Annotated in this window: 22 protein-coding genes and 1 tRNA gene; 7 read left to right on the plus strand and 16 right to left on the minus strand. The window is 58.9% G+C overall.

From position 1 onward, the window contains the following. Positions 1-74 (minus strand) — tRNA-Gly (locus NUV55_RS12970). 132 nt (positions 75-206) lie between these two features. Between NUV55_RS12970 and NUV55_RS12975 the strand changes: the two genes are divergently transcribed. The 4 genes from NUV55_RS12975 to trmB all read left to right on the plus strand — a co-directional run bounded on the left by NUV55_RS12975 (position 207) and on the right by trmB (position 3,155). Then, positions 207-1,250, plus strand: a complete 1,044-nt coding sequence (locus NUV55_RS12975) for a GGDEF domain-containing protein (protein WP_296673636.1) — start codon at positions 207-209, stop codon at positions 1,248-1,250. A gap of 97 nt (positions 1,251-1,347) precedes the next feature. After that, a complete protein-coding gene (gene thiS, locus NUV55_RS12980; RefSeq protein WP_296673638.1) occupies positions 1,348-1,560 on the plus strand; it encodes a sulfur carrier protein ThiS in 213 nt (70 codons plus the stop codon). Then, positions 1,551-2,363, plus strand: coding sequence for a thiazole synthase (locus tag NUV55_RS12985; RefSeq protein WP_296673639.1), 813 nt, complete (start codon positions 1,551-1,553; stop codon positions 2,361-2,363). The genes thiS and NUV55_RS12985 overlap by 10 nt, the downstream gene beginning before the upstream one ends. A 99-nt stretch (positions 2,364-2,462) precedes the next feature. Beyond that, on the plus strand, positions 2,463-3,155 hold the full coding sequence (gene trmB / locus NUV55_RS12990; protein ID WP_296673642.1) for a tRNA (guanosine(46)-N7)-methyltransferase TrmB: 693 nt from the start codon (positions 2,463-2,465) through the stop codon (positions 3,153-3,155). On the opposite strand, the gene NUV55_RS12995 is transcribed toward trmB, so the two are convergent. From NUV55_RS12995 to NUV55_RS13020, 6 genes are all read right to left on the minus strand, one after another. Further along, the gene (locus NUV55_RS12995) at positions 3,156-3,479 is read right to left on the minus strand and encodes a GIY-YIG nuclease family protein (RefSeq protein WP_296673644.1); all 324 of its coding nucleotides are present in this window, start codon (positions 3,477-3,479) and stop codon (positions 3,156-3,158) included. It lies immediately after the preceding gene. Positions 3,480-3,485: 6 nt separating this feature from the next. Then, entirely contained in the window at positions 3,486-4,358 is an 873-nt protein-coding gene (locus NUV55_RS13000; RefSeq protein WP_296673645.1) for a tetratricopeptide repeat protein, read from the minus strand. Between the two features lie 130 nt (positions 4,359-4,488). Then, positions 4,489-4,737 (minus strand): MoaD/ThiS family protein, encoded by a 249-nt coding sequence (locus NUV55_RS13005; protein ID WP_296673647.1) that lies wholly within the window; start codon positions 4,735-4,737, stop codon positions 4,489-4,491. 90 nt (positions 4,738-4,827) lie between these two features. Further along, the gene (locus NUV55_RS13010) at positions 4,828-5,772 is read right to left on the minus strand and encodes an MBL fold metallo-hydrolase (protein WP_296673649.1); all 945 of its coding nucleotides are present in this window, start codon (positions 5,770-5,772) and stop codon (positions 4,828-4,830) included. Then, positions 5,769-6,020 carry a hypothetical protein gene (locus NUV55_RS13015; RefSeq protein WP_296673651.1) on the minus strand — a complete coding sequence of 84 codons (252 nt, stop codon included), beginning with the start codon at positions 6,018-6,020 and terminating at the stop codon, positions 5,769-5,771. Before NUV55_RS13015 ends, NUV55_RS13010 begins: the two co-directional genes overlap by 4 nt. Continuing rightward, complete coding sequence (locus NUV55_RS13020; protein WP_296673654.1) at positions 6,013-6,201, minus strand: CPXCG motif-containing cysteine-rich protein; 189 nt, start codon at positions 6,199-6,201, stop codon at positions 6,013-6,015. Before NUV55_RS13020 ends, NUV55_RS13015 begins: the two co-directional genes overlap by 8 nt. 114 nt (positions 6,202-6,315) lie before the next feature. Between NUV55_RS13020 and lexA the strand changes: the two genes are divergently transcribed. Further along, entirely contained in the window at positions 6,316-6,918 is a 603-nt protein-coding gene (gene lexA / locus NUV55_RS13025) for a transcriptional repressor LexA (RefSeq protein WP_296673655.1), read from the plus strand. Positions 6,919-7,037: 119 nt separating this feature from the next. Next, complete coding sequence (locus NUV55_RS13030; protein WP_296673657.1) at positions 7,038-8,285, plus strand: DNA polymerase IV; 1,248 nt, start codon at positions 7,038-7,040, stop codon at positions 8,283-8,285. Positions 8,286-8,362: 77 nt separating this feature from the next. On the opposite strand, the gene NUV55_RS13035 is transcribed toward NUV55_RS13030, so the two are convergent. Then, positions 8,363-8,860 carry a sulfurtransferase TusA family protein gene (locus tag NUV55_RS13035; protein ID WP_296673659.1) on the minus strand — a complete coding sequence of 166 codons (498 nt, stop codon included), beginning with the start codon at positions 8,858-8,860 and terminating at the stop codon, positions 8,363-8,365. Positions 8,861-9,171: 311 nt separating this feature from the next. On the opposite strand from NUV55_RS13035, the gene NUV55_RS13040 reads away from it, so the two are divergent. Next, positions 9,172-10,272, plus strand: coding sequence for an HD domain-containing phosphohydrolase (locus NUV55_RS13040; RefSeq protein ID WP_296673661.1), 1,101 nt, complete (start codon positions 9,172-9,174; stop codon positions 10,270-10,272). Between the two features lie 24 nt (positions 10,273-10,296). On the opposite strand, the gene NUV55_RS13045 is transcribed toward NUV55_RS13040, so the two are convergent. From NUV55_RS13045 to rodA, 8 genes are all read right to left on the minus strand, one after another. Continuing rightward, positions 10,297-11,115, minus strand: a complete 819-nt coding sequence (locus tag NUV55_RS13045; protein WP_296673663.1) for a YdcF family protein — start codon at positions 11,113-11,115, stop codon at positions 10,297-10,299. Between the two features lie 3 nt (positions 11,116-11,118). Then, the gene (gene lipA, locus NUV55_RS13050) at positions 11,119-12,075 is read right to left on the minus strand and encodes a lipoyl synthase (protein ID WP_367280428.1); all 957 of its coding nucleotides are present in this window, start codon (positions 12,073-12,075) and stop codon (positions 11,119-11,121) included. Positions 12,076-12,080: 5 nt separating this feature from the next. Then, positions 12,081-12,752: a lipoyl(octanoyl) transferase LipB gene (lipB, locus tag NUV55_RS13055; protein WP_296673665.1), complete on the minus strand. Its 672-nt coding sequence runs from the start codon at positions 12,750-12,752 to the stop codon at positions 12,081-12,083. Next, complete coding sequence (gene dat / locus NUV55_RS13060; RefSeq protein ID WP_296673667.1) at positions 12,752-13,624, minus strand: D-amino-acid transaminase; 873 nt, start codon at positions 13,622-13,624, stop codon at positions 12,752-12,754. The genes lipB and dat overlap by 1 nt, the downstream gene beginning before the upstream one ends. A gap of 12 nt (positions 13,625-13,636) precedes the next feature. After that, positions 13,637-14,773, minus strand: a complete 1,137-nt coding sequence (locus tag NUV55_RS13065) for a D-alanyl-D-alanine carboxypeptidase family protein (protein WP_296673669.1) — start codon at positions 14,771-14,773, stop codon at positions 13,637-13,639. 141 nt (positions 14,774-14,914) lie between these two features. Further along, positions 14,915-15,796 (minus strand): septal ring lytic transglycosylase RlpA family protein, encoded by an 882-nt coding sequence (locus tag NUV55_RS13070; protein WP_296673671.1) that lies wholly within the window; start codon positions 15,794-15,796, stop codon positions 14,915-14,917. Continuing rightward, entirely contained in the window at positions 15,793-16,803 is a 1,011-nt protein-coding gene (gene mltB, locus NUV55_RS13075) for a lytic murein transglycosylase B (protein WP_296673672.1), read from the minus strand. Before mltB ends, NUV55_RS13070 begins: the two co-directional genes overlap by 4 nt. Before the next feature lie 6 nt (positions 16,804-16,809). Further along, complete coding sequence (rodA, locus tag NUV55_RS13080; RefSeq protein WP_296673675.1) at positions 16,810-17,886, minus strand: rod shape-determining protein RodA; 1,077 nt, start codon at positions 17,884-17,886, stop codon at positions 16,810-16,812. Between the last annotated feature and the right edge of the window lie 2 nt (positions 17,887-17,888).

The following is a 17,888-nucleotide window of genomic DNA, read 5'->3' on the forward strand; positions in this document are numbered from 1 at the left end:
TGGAGCGGGTGATGGGAATCGAACCCACATCTAAAGCTTGGGAAGCTTTCATTCTGCCACTGAACTACACCCGCTTAAGTGGCTAATTCTACGGGGGGGCGCCAATAGCCGCAATTGGCCCAAGTATTGCAAGATTATTGGAGAAACCAGTGCCAGCTGAAAATAGCCGGCATGGGAAGGAGTCTGCCTTGACTGCCCGAAACATTATGCCGCAAGCGCCAAAGGAAGCTGATCCATTGCTGATCAGCTATCTCGATGCCATCGTGGCGCTGACATGCCAGCGTGAAGCGCATGGGCTCACGGCGTCTCTGATCGATTCCTTGTGCCAGCACGTGCAGGCGGAGCGATTCCGGTTGCTGGCGGTTTCTCATCTGAACAATGATTCCGATTTTGACGAAAACAACATTCAGGGAGCCGTCGTACGCGATTGGCTCGATCCCCTGTCCACGCCGATTCCGATCAGGCACGACAAGGACCTGCTGGCCTGCGCGCGCACCAAGGACAGAATTAGTCGCAAGATTCCCGTTACCGGCGGCCGCCGACTGGTTCTGCCGATTTTGGGCGTGAGCAATGTCACTGCGTTGCTGGTGATCGAAGGAATGCGCGAGCTTGGCAGTGAAGACGGGGTGCTCGCGCGGCTTGTGCAAATATTCAGTAATCAGTTGTATCTGCTTTCCCGCAACGAGCTGGATGGGCTGACCGGCTTGTATAACCGTCAGTCATTCGACGAGCGCATTAAACATCTGGTGCTCAATGCAGGGCATGATGAGCGGCGCGCGCGCTCATCTGTCGCGGCGCCACATAACTGCCTGGCTCTGCTAGATATCGATCACTTCAAAATGGTGAATGACAGGTACGGGCATCTGTACGGCGATGAAGTGTTGGTGCAATTTGCGCGTCTCATGAGCCACTCGTTTCGGCATCAGGACATGATGTTCCGTTATGGCGGTGAGGAGTTTGCCCTGGTCCTGGTCGGCATGACCTCCGAGGCCGCCGTACCGGCGCTGGAATTTTTTCGCCTGTCCTTGGAGGCTTACGAGTTTCCGCAGATTGGTTGCAAGACCGTGAGTATTGGTGTGGCGGGCATATCCCCCGGTGAGAGTGTGGATACGATCATCAACCGGGCCGACAAGGCGATGTATCACGCCAAGCAAAACGGGCGCAATCAGGTGTGTTGTTACGAGACGCTGGTGGCGAGAGGAAAACTTGCCCCGGTATCGGTGATCACGGGCGACATTGAGTTGTTTTGATCGCACGCCTCTCCGGCGTGCGTTATTCCAAGGCTAGCATTACAATACTTGCACTGATCGCGCCAGCTTGCCTGTTGCTGGATGTTATCCCTAATCCATGAAGATCATACTCAACGGTCAGGAAAAGAGCTTCAAGGCCCCGGTGACGATAGCCGCGTTGGTGCAGGAAATGGGGCTATCCGAGCGGCGTGTGGCGGTCGAGGTCAACCGGGAAATCGTGCCGCACAGCCGGCACGGCGAGGTTGTACTGAAAGACAATGATCGCGTAGAGGTTGTATTCGCTATTGGAGGAGGCGGCAAATGGCGGTAACCGCTGAAACAATCCGTAAGACCACGGACGACCCGCTGGTGATCGCCGGGCGGATGTATTCGTCGCGCCTGCTGGTGGGCACCGGCAAGTACAAGGATCTCGAGGAGACCCGGCGCGCCGTGGAGGCGAGCGGGGCCCAAATTATCACCATTGCGGTGCGTCGCACCAATATCGGCCAGAATCCGAACGAACCGAGCCTGACCGACGTCTTGTCACCGGAAAAATACACGTACCTTCCCAACACCGCCGGTTGTTACAGCGCCGAGGACGCCATACGCACCTGCCGCCTCGCGCGTGAACTGCTCGACGGTCATGATCTCGTGAAATTGGAAGTTCTCGGCAGCGAAAAAACGCTATACCCGGATATCCCCCAAACGCTGGCGGCGGCCGAAGTCCTGATCAAGGACGGCTTCAAGGTCATGGTGTACACCAATGATGATCCAATCGTGGCCAGGCGTTTCGCCGAAATGGGCTGTGTGGCCGTTATGCCGCTGGCCGCGCCAATAGGTTCCGGGTTAGGCATTCGCAATCCGTACAACATCCGCTTTATCGTGGAAGAAGGCACGGTGCCCATTCTGGTGGACGCCGGGGTAGGCACGGCCAGCGACGCGGCGATTGCCATGGAGCTTGGTTGTGACGGCGTGCTGATGAACACCGCCATCGCCGGGGCACAGAACCCGGTGCTCATGGCGCAGGCCATGAAAAAGGCGATCGAGGCCGGCCGCGATGCCTTTCTCGCCGGGCGCATGCCGCGCAAGCAGTATGGTTCACCGTCCTCGCCGCTCGGCGGGACGTTTTTTTAATAGCGTTTACCGCGGGGGACGCGGAGAACGCAGAGAAAGACAAAAATTAACTTTTTAAATCTCTGCGTGCTCTGCGATCTCTGCGGTGAAATTTCTTAAATGGCCGAGCACATCAGGTCGCTCCGAACCATCCGCAGTTTCGTGCGCCGTGACAGTCGCATCACGCCGGCGCAGGCGCGCGCACTGGCACAGCTCTGGCCTCGCTATGGCATTCCGGAAGGGCCGGAACCACTGGATTGGCCGACCGTTTTTGGACGCCGTGCAACAGTGGTTCTCGAAATCGGTTTCGGCAATGGCGAGGCCCTGGCCGCGGCGGCTGCGGCGCATCCGGAAAATGATTATCTGGGCATCGAAGTGCACCGCCCTGGCGCGGGCAGTCTGCTGCGCCGACTGGAGGCGCAGGAACTGGGCAATGTGCGCGTGATGTTGGCCGATGCGAGCGAGGTTCTGGCACAGCGAATTGCCGATGCGTCACTCACGGCGGTGCATCTTTTTTTCCCCGACCCCTGGCCCAAGAAACGCCATCACAAGCGTCGTCTGGTGCAGCCGGAATTCGCCGCGCTCGTGACACGCAAACTTGTAACGGGCGGTTTTTTTCATCTGGCGACGGACTGGCTGCCATACGCGGAACACATGGTAGCGGTATTGTCGCGCACCGAGGGGCTGGTTGACGCGAGCGGGACGGCGTTGATTCAGAAGCTGGTGGCGGAGCGTTTATCGACCCGCTTCGAGCAGCGCGGGCGCAGGCTGGGCCATGAGGTGCGGGACCTGGTGTATCTTCGAAAGGCCTGATCAGGCTCCGCGGCTGCTTAATTTTCCCCGATTGACGAGCTCTTCTTTTTCCTTGCGCGACAGCAGGCGCAATGAACATTCGCGAATCAGCGCCTGGGAACGGCTTTCGCAGACTTCCTGATAGCGCAGAGTGACCGGCCGGCGACTGCGCGTGTAGCGCGAGGCGGTGCCCTCATTGTGCTGCTGCTGGCGGCGCTCCAGATCGTTGGTGATGCCGGTGTAGAACGAGCCGTCGCTGCATTCGATGATGTACACGAACCATGGCTGATCCGCGGCGGCAGCGCTGCCATCCCGGCGGACTTCGGGTCGATATTCCTGTGGCATGAGAACCTAATTGAGGTTGGCGACGATCTGTCTCAGCTCGGCAATGCGTTTGTGCACGTCAGGCGCATCGCCCGAACCCGGTCTCTGGCTGAGATAGGATTGATAATTTTCCAGCGCGGCACGGAAGCACTCAAGTTGTTCATAGATGCGGCCGCGATCGCGCACTTCATCGGGTTGCTCGGGCTGGATCAGCAAAATCTGGTCAACCACGCTGAGCGCCTTGTCGAACTGTTCGCGGCGCAGGTACGCGCCCTTGAGGTTGCGCAGCATGCGCACCAGGATTTCCTTCTTGCCGGCGGCGGTGAGCAGGCGTTCGAGTGGCGCGTTCACGGATTCGGCCGGGCCGTAGGTCTCCTCGAGAATCTCTTCGAGGTCCTCCTTGCTAAGCAGGCTCCCGCCGGAGAACGGGTCGAGCACGACCTCGCCTTCGCGGGTGGCAAATTTAACCAGAAAGTGGCCGGGAAATGACACGCCTTTGAGCGGCAGGCCCAGGCGGCGTCCGACTTCCATGTAAATGATGGAGAGCGTGATGGGTATGCCGCGCTTGCGATCCAGCACTTCGTTCAGGAAGCTGTTGCGCGGATCGTCGTAGTTCTCGGTGTCGCCGGAAAAGCCCTGTTCCACGAACAGGTACTGGTTGAGGGTTACCAGGGTATCTTCCAGACCGGCCTGCGCGGGCAGCCGCTGTTGCACGCTGGTGGCAAGCTCATCAATCTGCCGCAAGTAGGCATCGACGTCCAGACCGGGGTATTCCTCGATCGCAATGAGAAGGGCTGCTTCTGCCAGATTCAGGTCCTGCTCGGAGGTTTTGGCGATTTGGGCGAGACGTTCGTGCATGAGTGATTCCATATTCAGCCGTCCATGACGGCGCAGTTCCATAATGTTCTGGTTAAGGATAGCAGACGTAGGAAAGCGCGGACGGCACCGGCGGGTCCGGAGAAACACAAGGCCATTCAGGGAGTTGAACGGTATTTTTGGTGTGAAACCGAAAATGAAAACGTGTGGAGGGCTATTTGAGGCACGCCGGCACGATGGCGATTTCCATTTTGTCATTGACTGCCGTGTCGACCACGGCGAACTGCCGATTGACTGTGACTTGCACGGTGTCTTCCTTGAGCGCGTTTTCCCAGTTTCCGCCGCGTGCTCGTAGCCACTCCAGGAGCGCGCACAAGTCGGCGACCGACTCCGGTAACGCGACCTCCTCGGACGAGGAACCCACCTTATCCACAAGTGTTAAAAAATAAAGGATTTTTGCCATATTGACGGGTCCGGGATGTCAATATTGAAGCGTGTTTGGGTGTGTTTTAGCTGTGTTTACGCAAGTGGCGCGCCACTATTTAACCATCCATCAGGGCGTAAAACAGTCGAGATCATTGGCGAATTGCGTCGGCCCGGCATAGTGCTGACGAACGGCGGCCAGAGTTTCCTCCTCCTTCCCCAGCGTGCGCAGCATGCGGTGCGATAGAACCAGTTGCTTCACCTGCGCCTGCTGCGCGATTCGCCCAATGATCGAAGGCGGCATGTGCAGATCACGTTCGACGCCGCTGGCGCCCTCGGGCACGGCGTTGTGTGCAATCAGGATATCGGCACCCTGCGCCAAGCGCCCAAGTTGTTCGCCGCGACCGTTGGTGTCACCGCTGAAAACCATGCTTTTCCCGCCCGCCGTGATGCGCCAAGCCAGCGCCGGAATGTTTCCGTGGGTCACGGGGATGGCGCTGGCATACAGTCTGTTATTGGCAAACGGATACACGATTTCATCTCCCGGTTTACGACCGGTTTTGAGCTTGTCGGATAACGGACGCACGTCCTGCGGTTGGAGTTTGTAGTCGCCGCGTCCCAGCGGATTCAAAAAATCACCGAGATAGCGATAGGCGCCGCGCACGCTATCGAACAGAGCGCGTACGAACGAGACCGTGGACGGCATGAACTTGTTTCCGGTGGGACCGTAGATTGGCAGCGGTCGCGAGCGGTCCTCGAAGAATGACGACTTGATCAGTGCCGGCAGGTCGGCGGTGTGGTCGGCATGCAGATGCGTGAGCAGGATGACATCGAGATCCGATACTGTGGCTCCGGATTCACCGAAACGCAGCGCGCCGCCGCCGCCCATGTCTACCAACGCTCGCGGCTTGCCTTCCACCCACACGAGATAACTGCTTGAGGCTCGGCGGCCCTGCAATTCCGGACCACCGGAACCCAGCACCTGCACCTGGACCGGCGCGGTGCCGCAGGTCTGCGCCGGTGCGGTCGAAAGCCAGACAAGGCCGAGCAGGCCCACTACCAGACGCGCGGTCAAGCCAGTTCCATTCGCTGGATGCGATCGAGACGGATGCTCAGGGTTTCGTCCTGGCTCCCGCGGCAAATGAGGAACTCCTCGTGATTGATGGTTTTGAGATCGAGCGGCAGCACTACCTGATCGTAATGCACGTTGGCATCGTTCCAGCGCAGATGCAGTTTCTGCCGGTGCATGATGGCCAGCTCGTATTCTGAATGGCGTGCGCAGGCGATCGGGGAATACGAATCCTGATTCAAGGGTTCAGTCATTTTCGCGTTGTACCTCAAGGCTCGTCAGTTCGCCATCTACGTCGACCTCGACTCGAAACACAATTGGCCGGCAGCAGACATAGCAGTCTTCCACGTATTCCTGGTTTCCGCCCGAGGTGTCGACCCCGGTCTCAAACGTTTCACCGCAATAGGGGCACTGTACGTTTTGCAGATTGGTCACTACCAGCAGTCTAACAGGGTTTTTTCATGCCCCTTCAGAAGGCCCGGGGTTTCCGACACGGTTGCATCGGGCCCGGGGAAGGCTTAAGCTGAGTGAGAACAAAAGGAGAACATTTTGCCGACCGACCGTTCCCGCCAGGTATATGACTTCGTCCGCGCCTACACCCTGCGCCACGGCTATGCACCCAAGCTGCGGGAGATCGCCGGCCATCTCGGCATTCGCTCGCGCGGCGTGGTGCACCGCCACCTGCGCGCGCTGGAAGACGAGGGGTTGTTGCGCATTGAGCCGGACCGGGCGCGCGGCGTACGCCTGCGCGGGCGGGTGGCCGCGGGACGCCCGCTGACGTTGCCCCTGCTCGGGCGCATCGCCGCGGGGCAGCCGATCGAGGCCATTCCCGGCGAGGACGAGATCGATCTTTCCGAATTTTTCGTCAACCGCAACCGCTTCGTGCTGCGCGTGGCGGGCGACTCCATGATCGAGGACGGCATTCTCGACGGTGACATGGTGGTGGTGGAAAAACGCGACTCGGCCGATAACGGTGAGATCGTGGTGGCGCTCATCGACGGCACAGAGGCCACGCTCAAGCGCTTGCAGAAGAATCGTGATGACAGTGTCACCCTGCGCCCGGCTAACAGCCGCCTGTCGCCGATGCGCTACGCGGCCGCGCGCGTGCGTATTCAGGGGGTAGTCGTAGGGCAATTCCGTTCGTATCGGTGAGGAACAAAGTGCCAAGCGCACGAAGAATTCACAGGATTTACAGGATTGTTCAGGATTAACTGGATAACTTTCAAAAATCTTTAATCCTGTTAATCCTGTCTATTTTTTTACGTCTTGCGATGAACGAACCCGGGAACTACTGGCCGCGGGCCATTCTGCACATCGACATGAACGCCTTTTTCGCGTCGGTTGAGCAGCGTGATTTCCCCGAACTGCGTGGCAAGCCGGTCGGCGTCACCAACGGCGAGGTTGGCACTACGCTTATCACCTGCTCGTACGAGGCGCGCGCTTTCGGCGTGAAAACCGGCATGCGCGTGTACGAGGCACGCCGGCTTTGCCCCAAGCTCATCCAGCGCCCGGCGCGGCCCAAGGTCTATGCCGCTGTCTCCACGCGCATCATGTATGCGCTCCGCGACATCAGTCCGGACATAGAGGTGTTCAGTGTGGATGAGGCCTTCATTGACGTCACCCATTGTCAGCGCCTGCACGGAAGCCCTGAGCACATCGCGCAGCTCGCGCGCCAGCGCATCCATGACATTAGCGGCGGGTTGCCCTGTTCCATCGGTCTGGCCGGCAACAAATCCACCGCCAAGATCGCCTCGGACCTGAAAAAGCCCAATGGCCTGACCCTGATCCCGCCGTGGGAAGCGCGTGAACGCCTGAACGAAATTCCAATGGAGAAACTGTGTGGCCTGGGCCCGCACATCGCTGAATTTTTATCCTTATACGGCGCACGCACCTGCGGCGATGTTGCGCGCCTGCCCCTGACGGTGCTGGCGCGCCGTTACGGCGTGACCGGGAAATACCTGTGGCTTGCCTGTCAGGGCCGGGATACCGAACCGCTGCTCACCGAAGTCGCCCCACCGAAATCCGTCGGCCACGGCAAGGTGCTGCCGCCGCATACCGCCTCGGCGCCGGTGATCGAGGTTTACCTGCGGCACATGTGCGAGAAGGTGGCGGCGCGCCTGCGCCGTTACGACATGCAGGCGGGACGGCTGTACGTCGGCCTGCGGCTGGAGGCGTCTGGCGAAACCGTCGACCAACTGTTCGCGTTGCCGTATGGACCGCCCGACGGCAAGCGGCTGTTCGGGCTGGCGTTGAAGTTTCTCCGGTGTCGATGGCAGGGCGAAGCCGTGACTCACGTGCAGGTGACGGCCCTGCGTCTGCGGGGCGCCTGCGGGCAGCTCGAGCTTTTCCCTGCGCGGGATAACCGTGTTACGCGCCGTGTCGGCGCCATTGACCGCATCAACCTGCGTTATGGCGAATTCACCGTCGCCCCGGCGACCCTGCTTGAACGTTCCACCATGCCCAATGTCATCGCCCCTGCCTGGCGCCCGGATGGGCACCGGCAGCACATACCGGATTGAGCGCAGGGTCGGTCAACTGCGCAAATAAAAAAGGGTTAGCGTTTCCGCTAACCCTTTCTATTTAGATCAGGAGATAACTATTTCTTGATGTAGTAGCGGTACACGCCACGCGAGTCTTCCGTCATGCCAAGCAACTTGTGCCCGGTGGAATTGGCCCAAGTGCTTACCTCGCTGGGAGAGGCCTGGCAGTCACTGATCAGCTTGATATTCTGATCTGTCTTTATCTGTGTCATTACCTTGTTGGCTTCCAGCACGGGAGTGGGGCATGGATGACCCGTGACGTCCACCGACCGTTCCACCGGCCAGAGGTCGCCTTTCAGGATATAAAAGCCGAAGCCCTTGGGCCGGGTCCGGTCGATGAACAGAAGCTGGTTGTTGGTCTGTTTGGCCCAGACGTAAAGATCATTTTCCATGCTTGGATAGTCGCTGATCAGCAGCAGCACCTGGCCTTCCTCCAGCGTGCGCATGGTGCGGCGCAGCGAAGGTAGCGGTCCGGGTGATGCCAGTCCGTTCAGATCGAGCGTGATCTGCGGCTTCATGGCAGGCATGGCATGGGTTTTGGTGTTAGCGGTCATGTTTTATGCCTCGTGTCCTTGGGGTTTCAAAATAGTCAGGCATTAACTTGCAAAGGGCATGCCAGCTGCTTTCAGGCCGGATTTATTAGCCAAATCAAAGAGAAATTCAAAGCGGCATCGGCAGAAGCGGGGACAGGGCCGGTAGAAATGCCGGAGAAAAGACGGACAAAAGGCGTATTCGGCATGTAATCGGGTTTCTGACCGTACCAGAGGGCTGTGAATCAGGTCGACCATGATGGTGAGATTGAGCCATGTCTCTGGCACGGAACTTGAATCACTTTTCACCATAACAAGCATTAAGGGGTGCCGTTATGAATCCGATCGTTCTCCTATTGGACGACAGCAGGGAGAATCATGAGTTACTGCCACGGATGCTTAAGGGATTGCCCGGAATGGAAACCATTCAGACCGTGTGTTTCGCCAGCGGTGGCGAGGCGCTGAGCTGGTGCCGCGAAAACGAACCCGACCTGTGCGTGGTGGATTACCACATGCCAGGCATGGACGGCATTACTTTCATTACCGAGGCCCGCAAACTCTCCCGTTTCGGCGGGATTCCCATGATCATGATCACCGGTGCCGCCGACCTGGACTTGCGGCAGCGCGCTATCATGAGCGGCGCTAACGATTACCTGACGCGCCCGGTGGATGCGAATGAACTCAAAATGCGCGTCTACAGTTTGCTGTCGCTACGCGTGAGCCTGGTCAATCCGCTGGAGCGGGTAGAGCGCCTGGCGCACGATGTGGAGCTGCTCGAGCGCCAGGCGCTCGAGCGCGAGCACGAACAGATCATCTTCAAACTTTCCCAACTCAGCACCTCGCGCGACGAGGAAACCGGCAACCACATGCACCGGGTGGCGCACATCTCGCGCCTGATCGCGCAGGAGCTGGAACATGACGACCCGTTCTGCGACATGATTTATCTTGCGGCGCCGATGCACGATATCGGCAAGGTCGGTATTCCGGACAAGATCCTGCTCAAGCCCGGAAAGCTCACGCCCGAGGAATGGGAGGTCATGAAGACGCATACCACCATTGGTTATGACGTTCTCAGGGATTCCAGCTCACCGCTGCTGCGCATGGGCGCAGACATAGCGCACTCGCACCACGAAAAATTCAACGGTCAGGGATATCCCCGGGGTTTGGTGGGTGAAGCGATACCGGTGGTGGGACGCATCGTGGCCGTAGCGGATGAACTGGATGCCCTGCTGTCCGTGCGCCCGTACAAGCAGGCGTGGAATCTCAAGGATGCGCTGGAACAGATGCGGCGCGGGAGCGGGCGGCACTTCGACCCTGCCTGCATCGATATCATGTTGCGGCACATCGATACGATTCTGGATATTCAGAAAAAATTTGCCGACGTATCCGAAGCGGTTCAGTCTGTCGTATCGCCTCTGCGGCGCGGCGTAGCCTGACCATCCGGCGCGAAGGCGTCGGGTTCAGCGTGCGGGAACTGGTGCTGCTTCAGGAGCCGGTACCGGATTCTCGAACTTGCGTTTGTACCAGAAAAGCCCCAGACGTTCGCGCAAAGCACTGCTGCTCAGATGTAATCCGTAGGCAGACGGAAAATATCCCAGCGTTTCACGGTCTTCCTTGTTGAGTGTGGCGAATCCCGTTGGCGCCGGAATGGTGCCGATGCCCTGGTTCTCGAATGACCACACGGCACGCGGCATGTGCGCGGCGTGAGTGACGAGATAGACGTGCCGTACTCCCGCCTCGGCCAGCATCTTTTTCGTGTAGCGTGCGTTTTCATGGGTATTGGCGGATTTGTCTTCCATCCATTTAACCTCGACCCGGAAATCCTGCGTCAGGGAGTCCTTCATCAGTTCCGCCTCCGGGGATTTTTCGCCGTAGGGAGCGCCGCCACTGACCAGAATGGGCAGGCCCGTGAGACGATGCAGATGTGCGCCATAGCGCAGGCGCTCCAGTGTCGCACGGTTTACGCTATCGCCAGCGCCATATTCCAGCGCCTCGGTGTAGCGACCCCCACCCAGAATGACGATGGCACCCGGCAGTGATGCGGTGTCGGTCGCGGGCGTCAGCCGCAGCGGTGGAAAGCGCGACTCAATTCCTTGCATCAGCTGATATCCGGTCAGCGGCAAACTCAGAACCAGCAGAGCAGCGAGACTGGAAAAAACGATGAGACTGCCGACCAGCAGCCAGCGGATCTGGATAAGAAATCCCAGGAAGGCGATGACGATAATAATGCCCGGTGGAAGCAGGAAAAGCGCCTGTAACTTGGGAATGACATCCACCATAAATTAGAAGGAATGTCCGGCCGCCTGCTGGTCGGCGTGATAGGAGGAGCGCACCATCGGCCCGCTGGCGACGTTGCGGAATCCCATCGCACGTGCTGCCTGGGCGAACTGATCGAATTCCTCGGGTGTCACGAAGCGCACTACCGGCAGATGATGCCGGCTCGGCTGCAGATACTGGCCGACAGTGAGCAGTTCGCAACCGTGTTCGTGCAGATCACGCATGACCTCCAGAATCTCTTCATTGGTTTCGCCAAGGCCGACCATCAGGCCGGATTTGGTCGGGATGCCGGAGTGACGCTCCTTGAAGCGGCGCAGCAGTTCCAATGAGTGCCGGTAATCCGCGCCCGGGCGCGCGGCCCTGTACAGACGCGGTACGGTTTCCAGATTGTGATTGAACACGTCGGGCAGCGCCGCGCCCAGGGCATCGAGCGCCACCTCCATTCGTCCGCGGAAATCCGGCACCAGAATCTCGACCGAGGTCGCCGGTGTATGCCGGCGCACCGCGCGAATGCAGTCGGTAAAGTGCGCGGCGCCACCGTCGCGCAGGTCATCGCGGTCGACCGAGGTGATGACCACGAATTTGAGTTTCATCTCGGCCAGTGCGCGCGCCAGATTTTCCGGTTCATCGGGATCGAGCGGCAGTGGACGCCCGTGCGCCACGTCGCAGAACGGGCAACGGCGCGTGCACAGACGGCCCATGATCATGAACGTGGCGGTACCGTGACTGAAGCATTCGCCGAGATTCGGGCACGAGGCCTCCTCGCACACCGTGTGCAGCGCATGCGCACGCAACAAATTTTTCAAGCGGCCGACCTCGGGATGGGTCGGGCTCTTGGCGCGTATCCAGGCCGGTTTACGCAGCAGATCGGTCTGCGGCACGATTTTGATGGGTATGCGCGCGGTCTTGGCCGCACCTTTTTGGTCGATGGGTGCGCGAGTTGGCGATTTGTCGTTGTTCACGCTATTTACTGGGGGTTATCCGGTGAATCGTTGCAGTCAGTATAACCCAGCTCGCGGGTCAGTTTTCCGATCAGTCCCTGGCCGATAGTCTTCAGGTTGGCGTGGACGTCCAGATCGGCCAATTGCGTGACCGGCTGTCCGTGATAACCGCAGGGGTCAATGCGGGAGAATGGCCCAAGGTCCATGTTTATATTGAGCGCCAGACCGTGATAGCTGCGCCCCTGTTTCACGCGCAGTCCGAGCGCGGCAATTTTGCCCGCCGCCGTGTAGACCCCGGGCGCGCCCACGCGGCGCTCTCCCTGGATTCGGTAGTCGGCCAGCAGGTTGATAACCGCCTGTTCCATGGCGGTGACGAGGCGTTTCGGCCCCCAGCCACGGCGCTGCAGATCCATGAGAATGTAAATCACGATCTGACCCGGTCCATGATAAGTAATGTCACCGCCGCGATCGGTGTATGCCAGCGGAATGCCATCGATATGTGTTTGCGTGCCATCGCGGCCCTTGAGGCCCATCGTGAATATCGGGGGATGTTCAAGCAACCAGATTTCATCCGTTGTATCGGGGGTGCGCGCCAAGGTGAATTGTTGCATGGCACGAAACGCATCGGCGTAATCCACGCGCCCGAGAGTGCGCAGTGTCACGGTTTCGGCGGATGCGGCGCTGTGTGCCGCTCGCATCAGTCCGCCTTTCCCTGGATGAAGGCCTGCTTGTAATCCTTGTATAGCGCGAACATCCTGGTATGCATTGGGCCCGGTTTGCCGTTGCCCACCGGTTTGTCGTCGATGCGCGTGATTGGCAGAATCTCTTTAGTGGAACTGGTCAGCCATACCTCGTCTGCCGAGGACAGCGTTTCAAGTTTTACCGGCAGCTCATCGCAGTTGATGCCGTGAGCACGCGCGATCTCCACGACCAGGTCGCGCGTGATGCCCGGTAGAATGAAAGATCCCTTCGGCGCCGTGATGAGACGGCCGTTTTTGACGACAAATATGTTGCTGGCGGCGCCCTCGGTAACGACTCCGTCGCGCACCAGAATCGCCTCCACGGCGCCCTGGTCAATCGCCTGTTGGCGCAGCAGGGCGTTGGCCAGCAGGGCAATCGCCTTGATGTCGCAACGCGCCCAGCGGATGTCAGCCGTGGTCACGGCCGCCACGCCCTGCGCCAGTTGCTCCGGTGGGGAATATTTGAGCGGCTGGGCGTAGGCAAATACCGTGGGTGTGATATTGGGCGGGAAGGCGTGGTCGCGCGGCGCCACGCCGCGCGTAATTTGCAGGTATATGGACTGATCGTCTTTGCCGTCCTTTTCCAGCAGGCGCGTGAAAATGCTGTTCCACTCCTGCGCCGTGTGCGGATTGCGCAGACGAATGGCGGCCAGGCTCGCATCCAGACGCGAAAGATGGTGCGCCAGGCGGAACAGACGGCCGCCAAAGACCGGAATCACCTCGTAGATACCATCACCGAAAATGAAACCGCGATCGAAGACAGATACCCTGGCCTGATCGGGCGGGAGATACTGGCCGTTGAGATATACCTGTGACATGGGATGGGTCATGCGTGATAACCGTTACTGTAACCAGAGCTGAACCCGGTCGATAGTGCGCTGGAAAATATTGCCCATTCCAACCTCCTGCAGCGCCACCAGGGGGTATTCGGCATATGGTTTCCGGTCCAGTTCAAGCGCCAGGGTGCCCATGACCTGTCCCTGTTGCACGGGTGCGGACAGTGTCTCCTTCACCACCAGTCGTGCATGCAGTTTTTCATGCCAGCCACGCGGGAGGGTGAGGTACAGGTTGTGACGTATGCCGAGCGGCAGCATGGATTGATTGCCCATCCACAGGCGTACGCGCAGCGCGGGAACATCGGCGGCGTAGAGCAGACGCGTCTCAAAATGGCGGAAGCCGTGCTCCAGGAGTTTCTGTCCGGCGCTTACCCACGCGCTTTCATCTCGCGCGCCGAGCACCGTGGCGATGAGTCGCATACCGTCATGGTTGGCCGAGGCGCTGAGACAGTATCCCGCCGATCGGGTCTGTCCGGTTTTCACGCCATCGACACTTGGATCCCGCCATAACAGTGCGTTGTGGTTGTACTGGGTAATATCGCGGTAGGTGAATTCCTTCTGCGCGAACCACTTGTAGTATTCCGGAAAATCCCGGATCAGCGCCGAAGTCAGGCGCGCGAGGTCATGCGCTGTTGATGCATGCCCCTTCTCATCATGGCCCGTGACATTCACGAACACGGTCTGGCGCAACTCAAGTGCGCGTGCTGTCACGTTCATTTCCATGACGAAATTGGCTACGTTTGTTGCTGCGTGTTCCGCGAGCGCGATGGCCGCATCGTTGGCAGAAACCACGATCATGCCCTTGAGCAGTTCTTCTGCACTGGCGGTGGTTCCGGGGCGCAGGAACAGCCGCGCACCGCTGGTTTTTGCGGCTTTTGGGCCGATGGCAATCTTGTCATCGAGCTGAAATTTTCCGGTCTTCAGTTGCCCGAAGAGCACATAAGCGGTCATGAGCTTGGTGAGGCTGGCGGGAGCCAGCGGCTTGTCACTGTTCCGTCCCGCCAGTATCTGGCCGCTGTCGTGATCCACGAGTATCCAGGCCGGGGCATCGATGTCAGGTGGGGGAATCTCGGGAGGCGCCGCCGCGGTACGTCCGCAAAGCAGCCCCACAAGTAGCAGGCCGAAAAATTTCTTAAAACCCATAACAAAATGAATTCAAACCACGGGGAACACGGGGAAAGGCAGATAGAAGCAAGAGTGGTCTTTCTGTTTTTCCAATATCCTTCACTCCCCGTGCTCCCCGTGGTTTATGATTTTTTTTTGTGGGTTCACGGTAAGTTATGGTCATTCGACCACGATCCGGGCATTGGGAACGCCAAGCTGCGTGGCGCGCTCCGCCAGTCGATCACCTTCTTCCACACTGGCCAGCGGGCCGATGCGCACACGATAGATGCGAGCGACATCGGCGCCGTTGTTTCCGGCTGTTTGTGACGACTGGACGAATATCGGACGCAGTGCTTCGCGATCAAGGCGATTACGCAGACTGACAGCGTTGTCCTGCTGTGAGAACGCTCCTACCTGTAGATATAATTTGGGACTGACAGCCGGTGACAGCGAATCAGGTATTTTCTCGGCCGCCGCGGCGGGCGGAATGATCTGAAGCGGATAGATTTTGACCTCAGCCACCTGAGTCGTTGTTTCACCCGGGCTGACGGCTTCGATTTCGACCACGCCGGTGCCGGTGCCAAGGATGTCGAGCTTGGCGGCGGCGGCATAAGACAGGTCAATCAGACGGTTGTGCAGGAACGGCCCGCGGTCATTGACGCGCACCACAACAGTGCGGTTGTTCTGCATATTGCGCACGCGCACGTACGAGGGCAACGGGAGTGTCTTGTGTGCCGCCGTCATGGCGTACATGTCGTAGGGTTCGCCGCTCGAAGTGCGACGTTCGTGAAATTTTTTTCCATACCAGGAGGTGATACCGCGCTCGCGGTAACCGCTGGTTTCCGAAAGCGGCGTGTAGGTAACGCCGAAGACCGCGTAGGGTTTGTTGCCGGAGGCGGAACGGGGCTCAAGCTTCGGGACGGCATCCGGAATGCCGGCGATGTCTGCCGGCGGACTGGTTTCGGGGCCGTCGTCTTCGTAATAACCACCGGGTTGTTGCAGGGTGCCGCAACCGGTAATCAGGACCAGCAGCGGAAGCAGAATAATCCAGTGAAATTTCATGTTGGCGAATTTTCCTCTCTGTGGCGGCGTATCATTTCGCCCAGTTCGACCACGGCCATGGCGTAACGTTTGCTGAGATTATAACGGGTGATTACGTAGAAGTTGTTGAATCCCAGGCGGTGGAAAGGCCCGTACTCGCCTTCGAGCGAAATGAGTGCGCCGCGACGTTCCGGATTATCCAGTTGGCGCGGAAAGATTCCATATTCCGCCAGTTGTCGCACGGACAGAGCCGGTTTGATGCCAAGTTTCTCCACCCAGAAATACAGTGTCCCTTCCAGTTTTACTTCCTCGACGATGGGCGCGCCCGTTTCCCAGCCGTTGTTGCGGAGATAATGCGCGATGCTTCCAATGGTGTCCGCGGGGTTGTCCAATAGATCGCGTCTGCCGTCGCCATCAAAATCCACCGCCAGCCGGCGGTAACTGCTGGGCATGAATTGCGGCAGGCCCATGGCGCCGGCGTAGGAACCCTTGACCTCGCAGGGATTGACGTCGATTTCACGTGCCAGCAGCAGGAATTCTTCCAGCTCCTTGCGAAAGAATTCCGAGCGCGGCGGATACTCCAGCGTCAGCGTGGCCAGCGCGTCAAGTACGGGATAACCGCCCTTGCTGCGTCCATAGCGGCTTTCCACGCCGATGATCGCCAGGATGATTTCGGGGGGGACGCCGTAGTGTTCTTGCGCGCGGGCGATATCCCCGGCGTGCTCCTTCCAGAATCGGGCGCCGCGTCGGGCGTTATCCTCGGTAACGAAAATTTTCTGGTATTCATGCCACGGGAGCAATTCCCGGGGGCGCTCCATGGCCTCGATAATGTCGGGACGAATCGTGGCGCAGCGGAACACCCGTTTTAGTTTCGAGACGGAGAATCCGTGCTTCTCGGCCATATCGCCGGCAAAGGTGCGCAAGGCGGGATATTTTCTGAAATCAAGTGCCTGTGCGTCGGGGGCGATCGCCAGCATCGCCAGGACAATGCAGACAACCAAAAATCTTTCCGGAGTGGCAATATGCATGCGGGCCTATTCGGCGATCTTGCGATGCGTCTGGATGCTCATGAGAATACCGAACGCGGCCATGATCGTAACGATCGAAGTCCCGCCATAACTCATCACGGGCAGAGGAATACCGACAATGGGCAGGATGCCGGTGACCATGCCCATGTTTACGAAAAAATACAGGAAGAAGGTGAGGCCCAGGCTCCCTGCCAGCAAGCGCGTGTACGTGTCTTGGGCGAGATAGGCAATCAGCAGGCTGCGCCCAACGAGAATGGTATAAATCGACACCAGCAGCAGGCTGCCGAGCAAGCCGAATTCCTCCGCGTACACGGCAAAGATGAAATCGGTGGAAGACTCGGGCAGGTAATCAAGATGCGCCTGACTTGAATTGAGCCAGCCCTTCCCGTAAATGCCGCCGGAACCGACGGCGATCATCGCCTGGATGGTGTGATAACCGGTGCCGAGCGGGTCGGCTTCCGGGTTGAACATCGTGAGGACACGCTGGCGCTGGTAGTCATGCAAAAGATTCCAGGCAAAGGGGGCGGCGACAGCGATGCCAGCGAGCAGGGCGATAATCACCCGCCAGCGCATGCCCCCGAGGAAAAGAACGAACGTGCCCGCGCCGAACACGAGCAGTGCTGTGCCGAGATCGGGTTGTTTCATAATCATGAGCGCCGGTACTGCCATCATGAGGAAAGCCGTAGCCAGCCGTAGCAGCGTGGGCGGGAGGTTCTTTCGCGCCAGAAACCAGGCCAGCATCATCGGCACCGCCAGTTTCATGATTTCGGACGGCTGGAATCGGATAAAGCCGAGGTCCAGCCAGCGCTGCGCGCCCTTGCCGATCACGCCGACGGCAAGCACGGCGATCAACAGCAGCATGCCGACAATAAAAATATATGGCGACCAGCGCTCCAGGATTTCCGGACGAATCTGTGCCACGACCAGGAGAATGGTGAAGCCGAGCAACAGCCGGATGAGATGGCCAAAAGTGGCGTTTAGGTCTTTGGCGCTACCGCTGTAAACCACGAACAGGCTGATGATTGCCAGCGTTAGCAATGCGTAAAACAGGGTTTTATCGAGATGCAGCCGTTGCAGATTCATAT

It is taken from the genome of Sulfuricaulis sp. (genome assembly GCF_024653915.1).
GTDB lineage: Bacteria > Pseudomonadota > Gammaproteobacteria > Acidiferrobacterales > Sulfurifustaceae > Sulfuricaulis.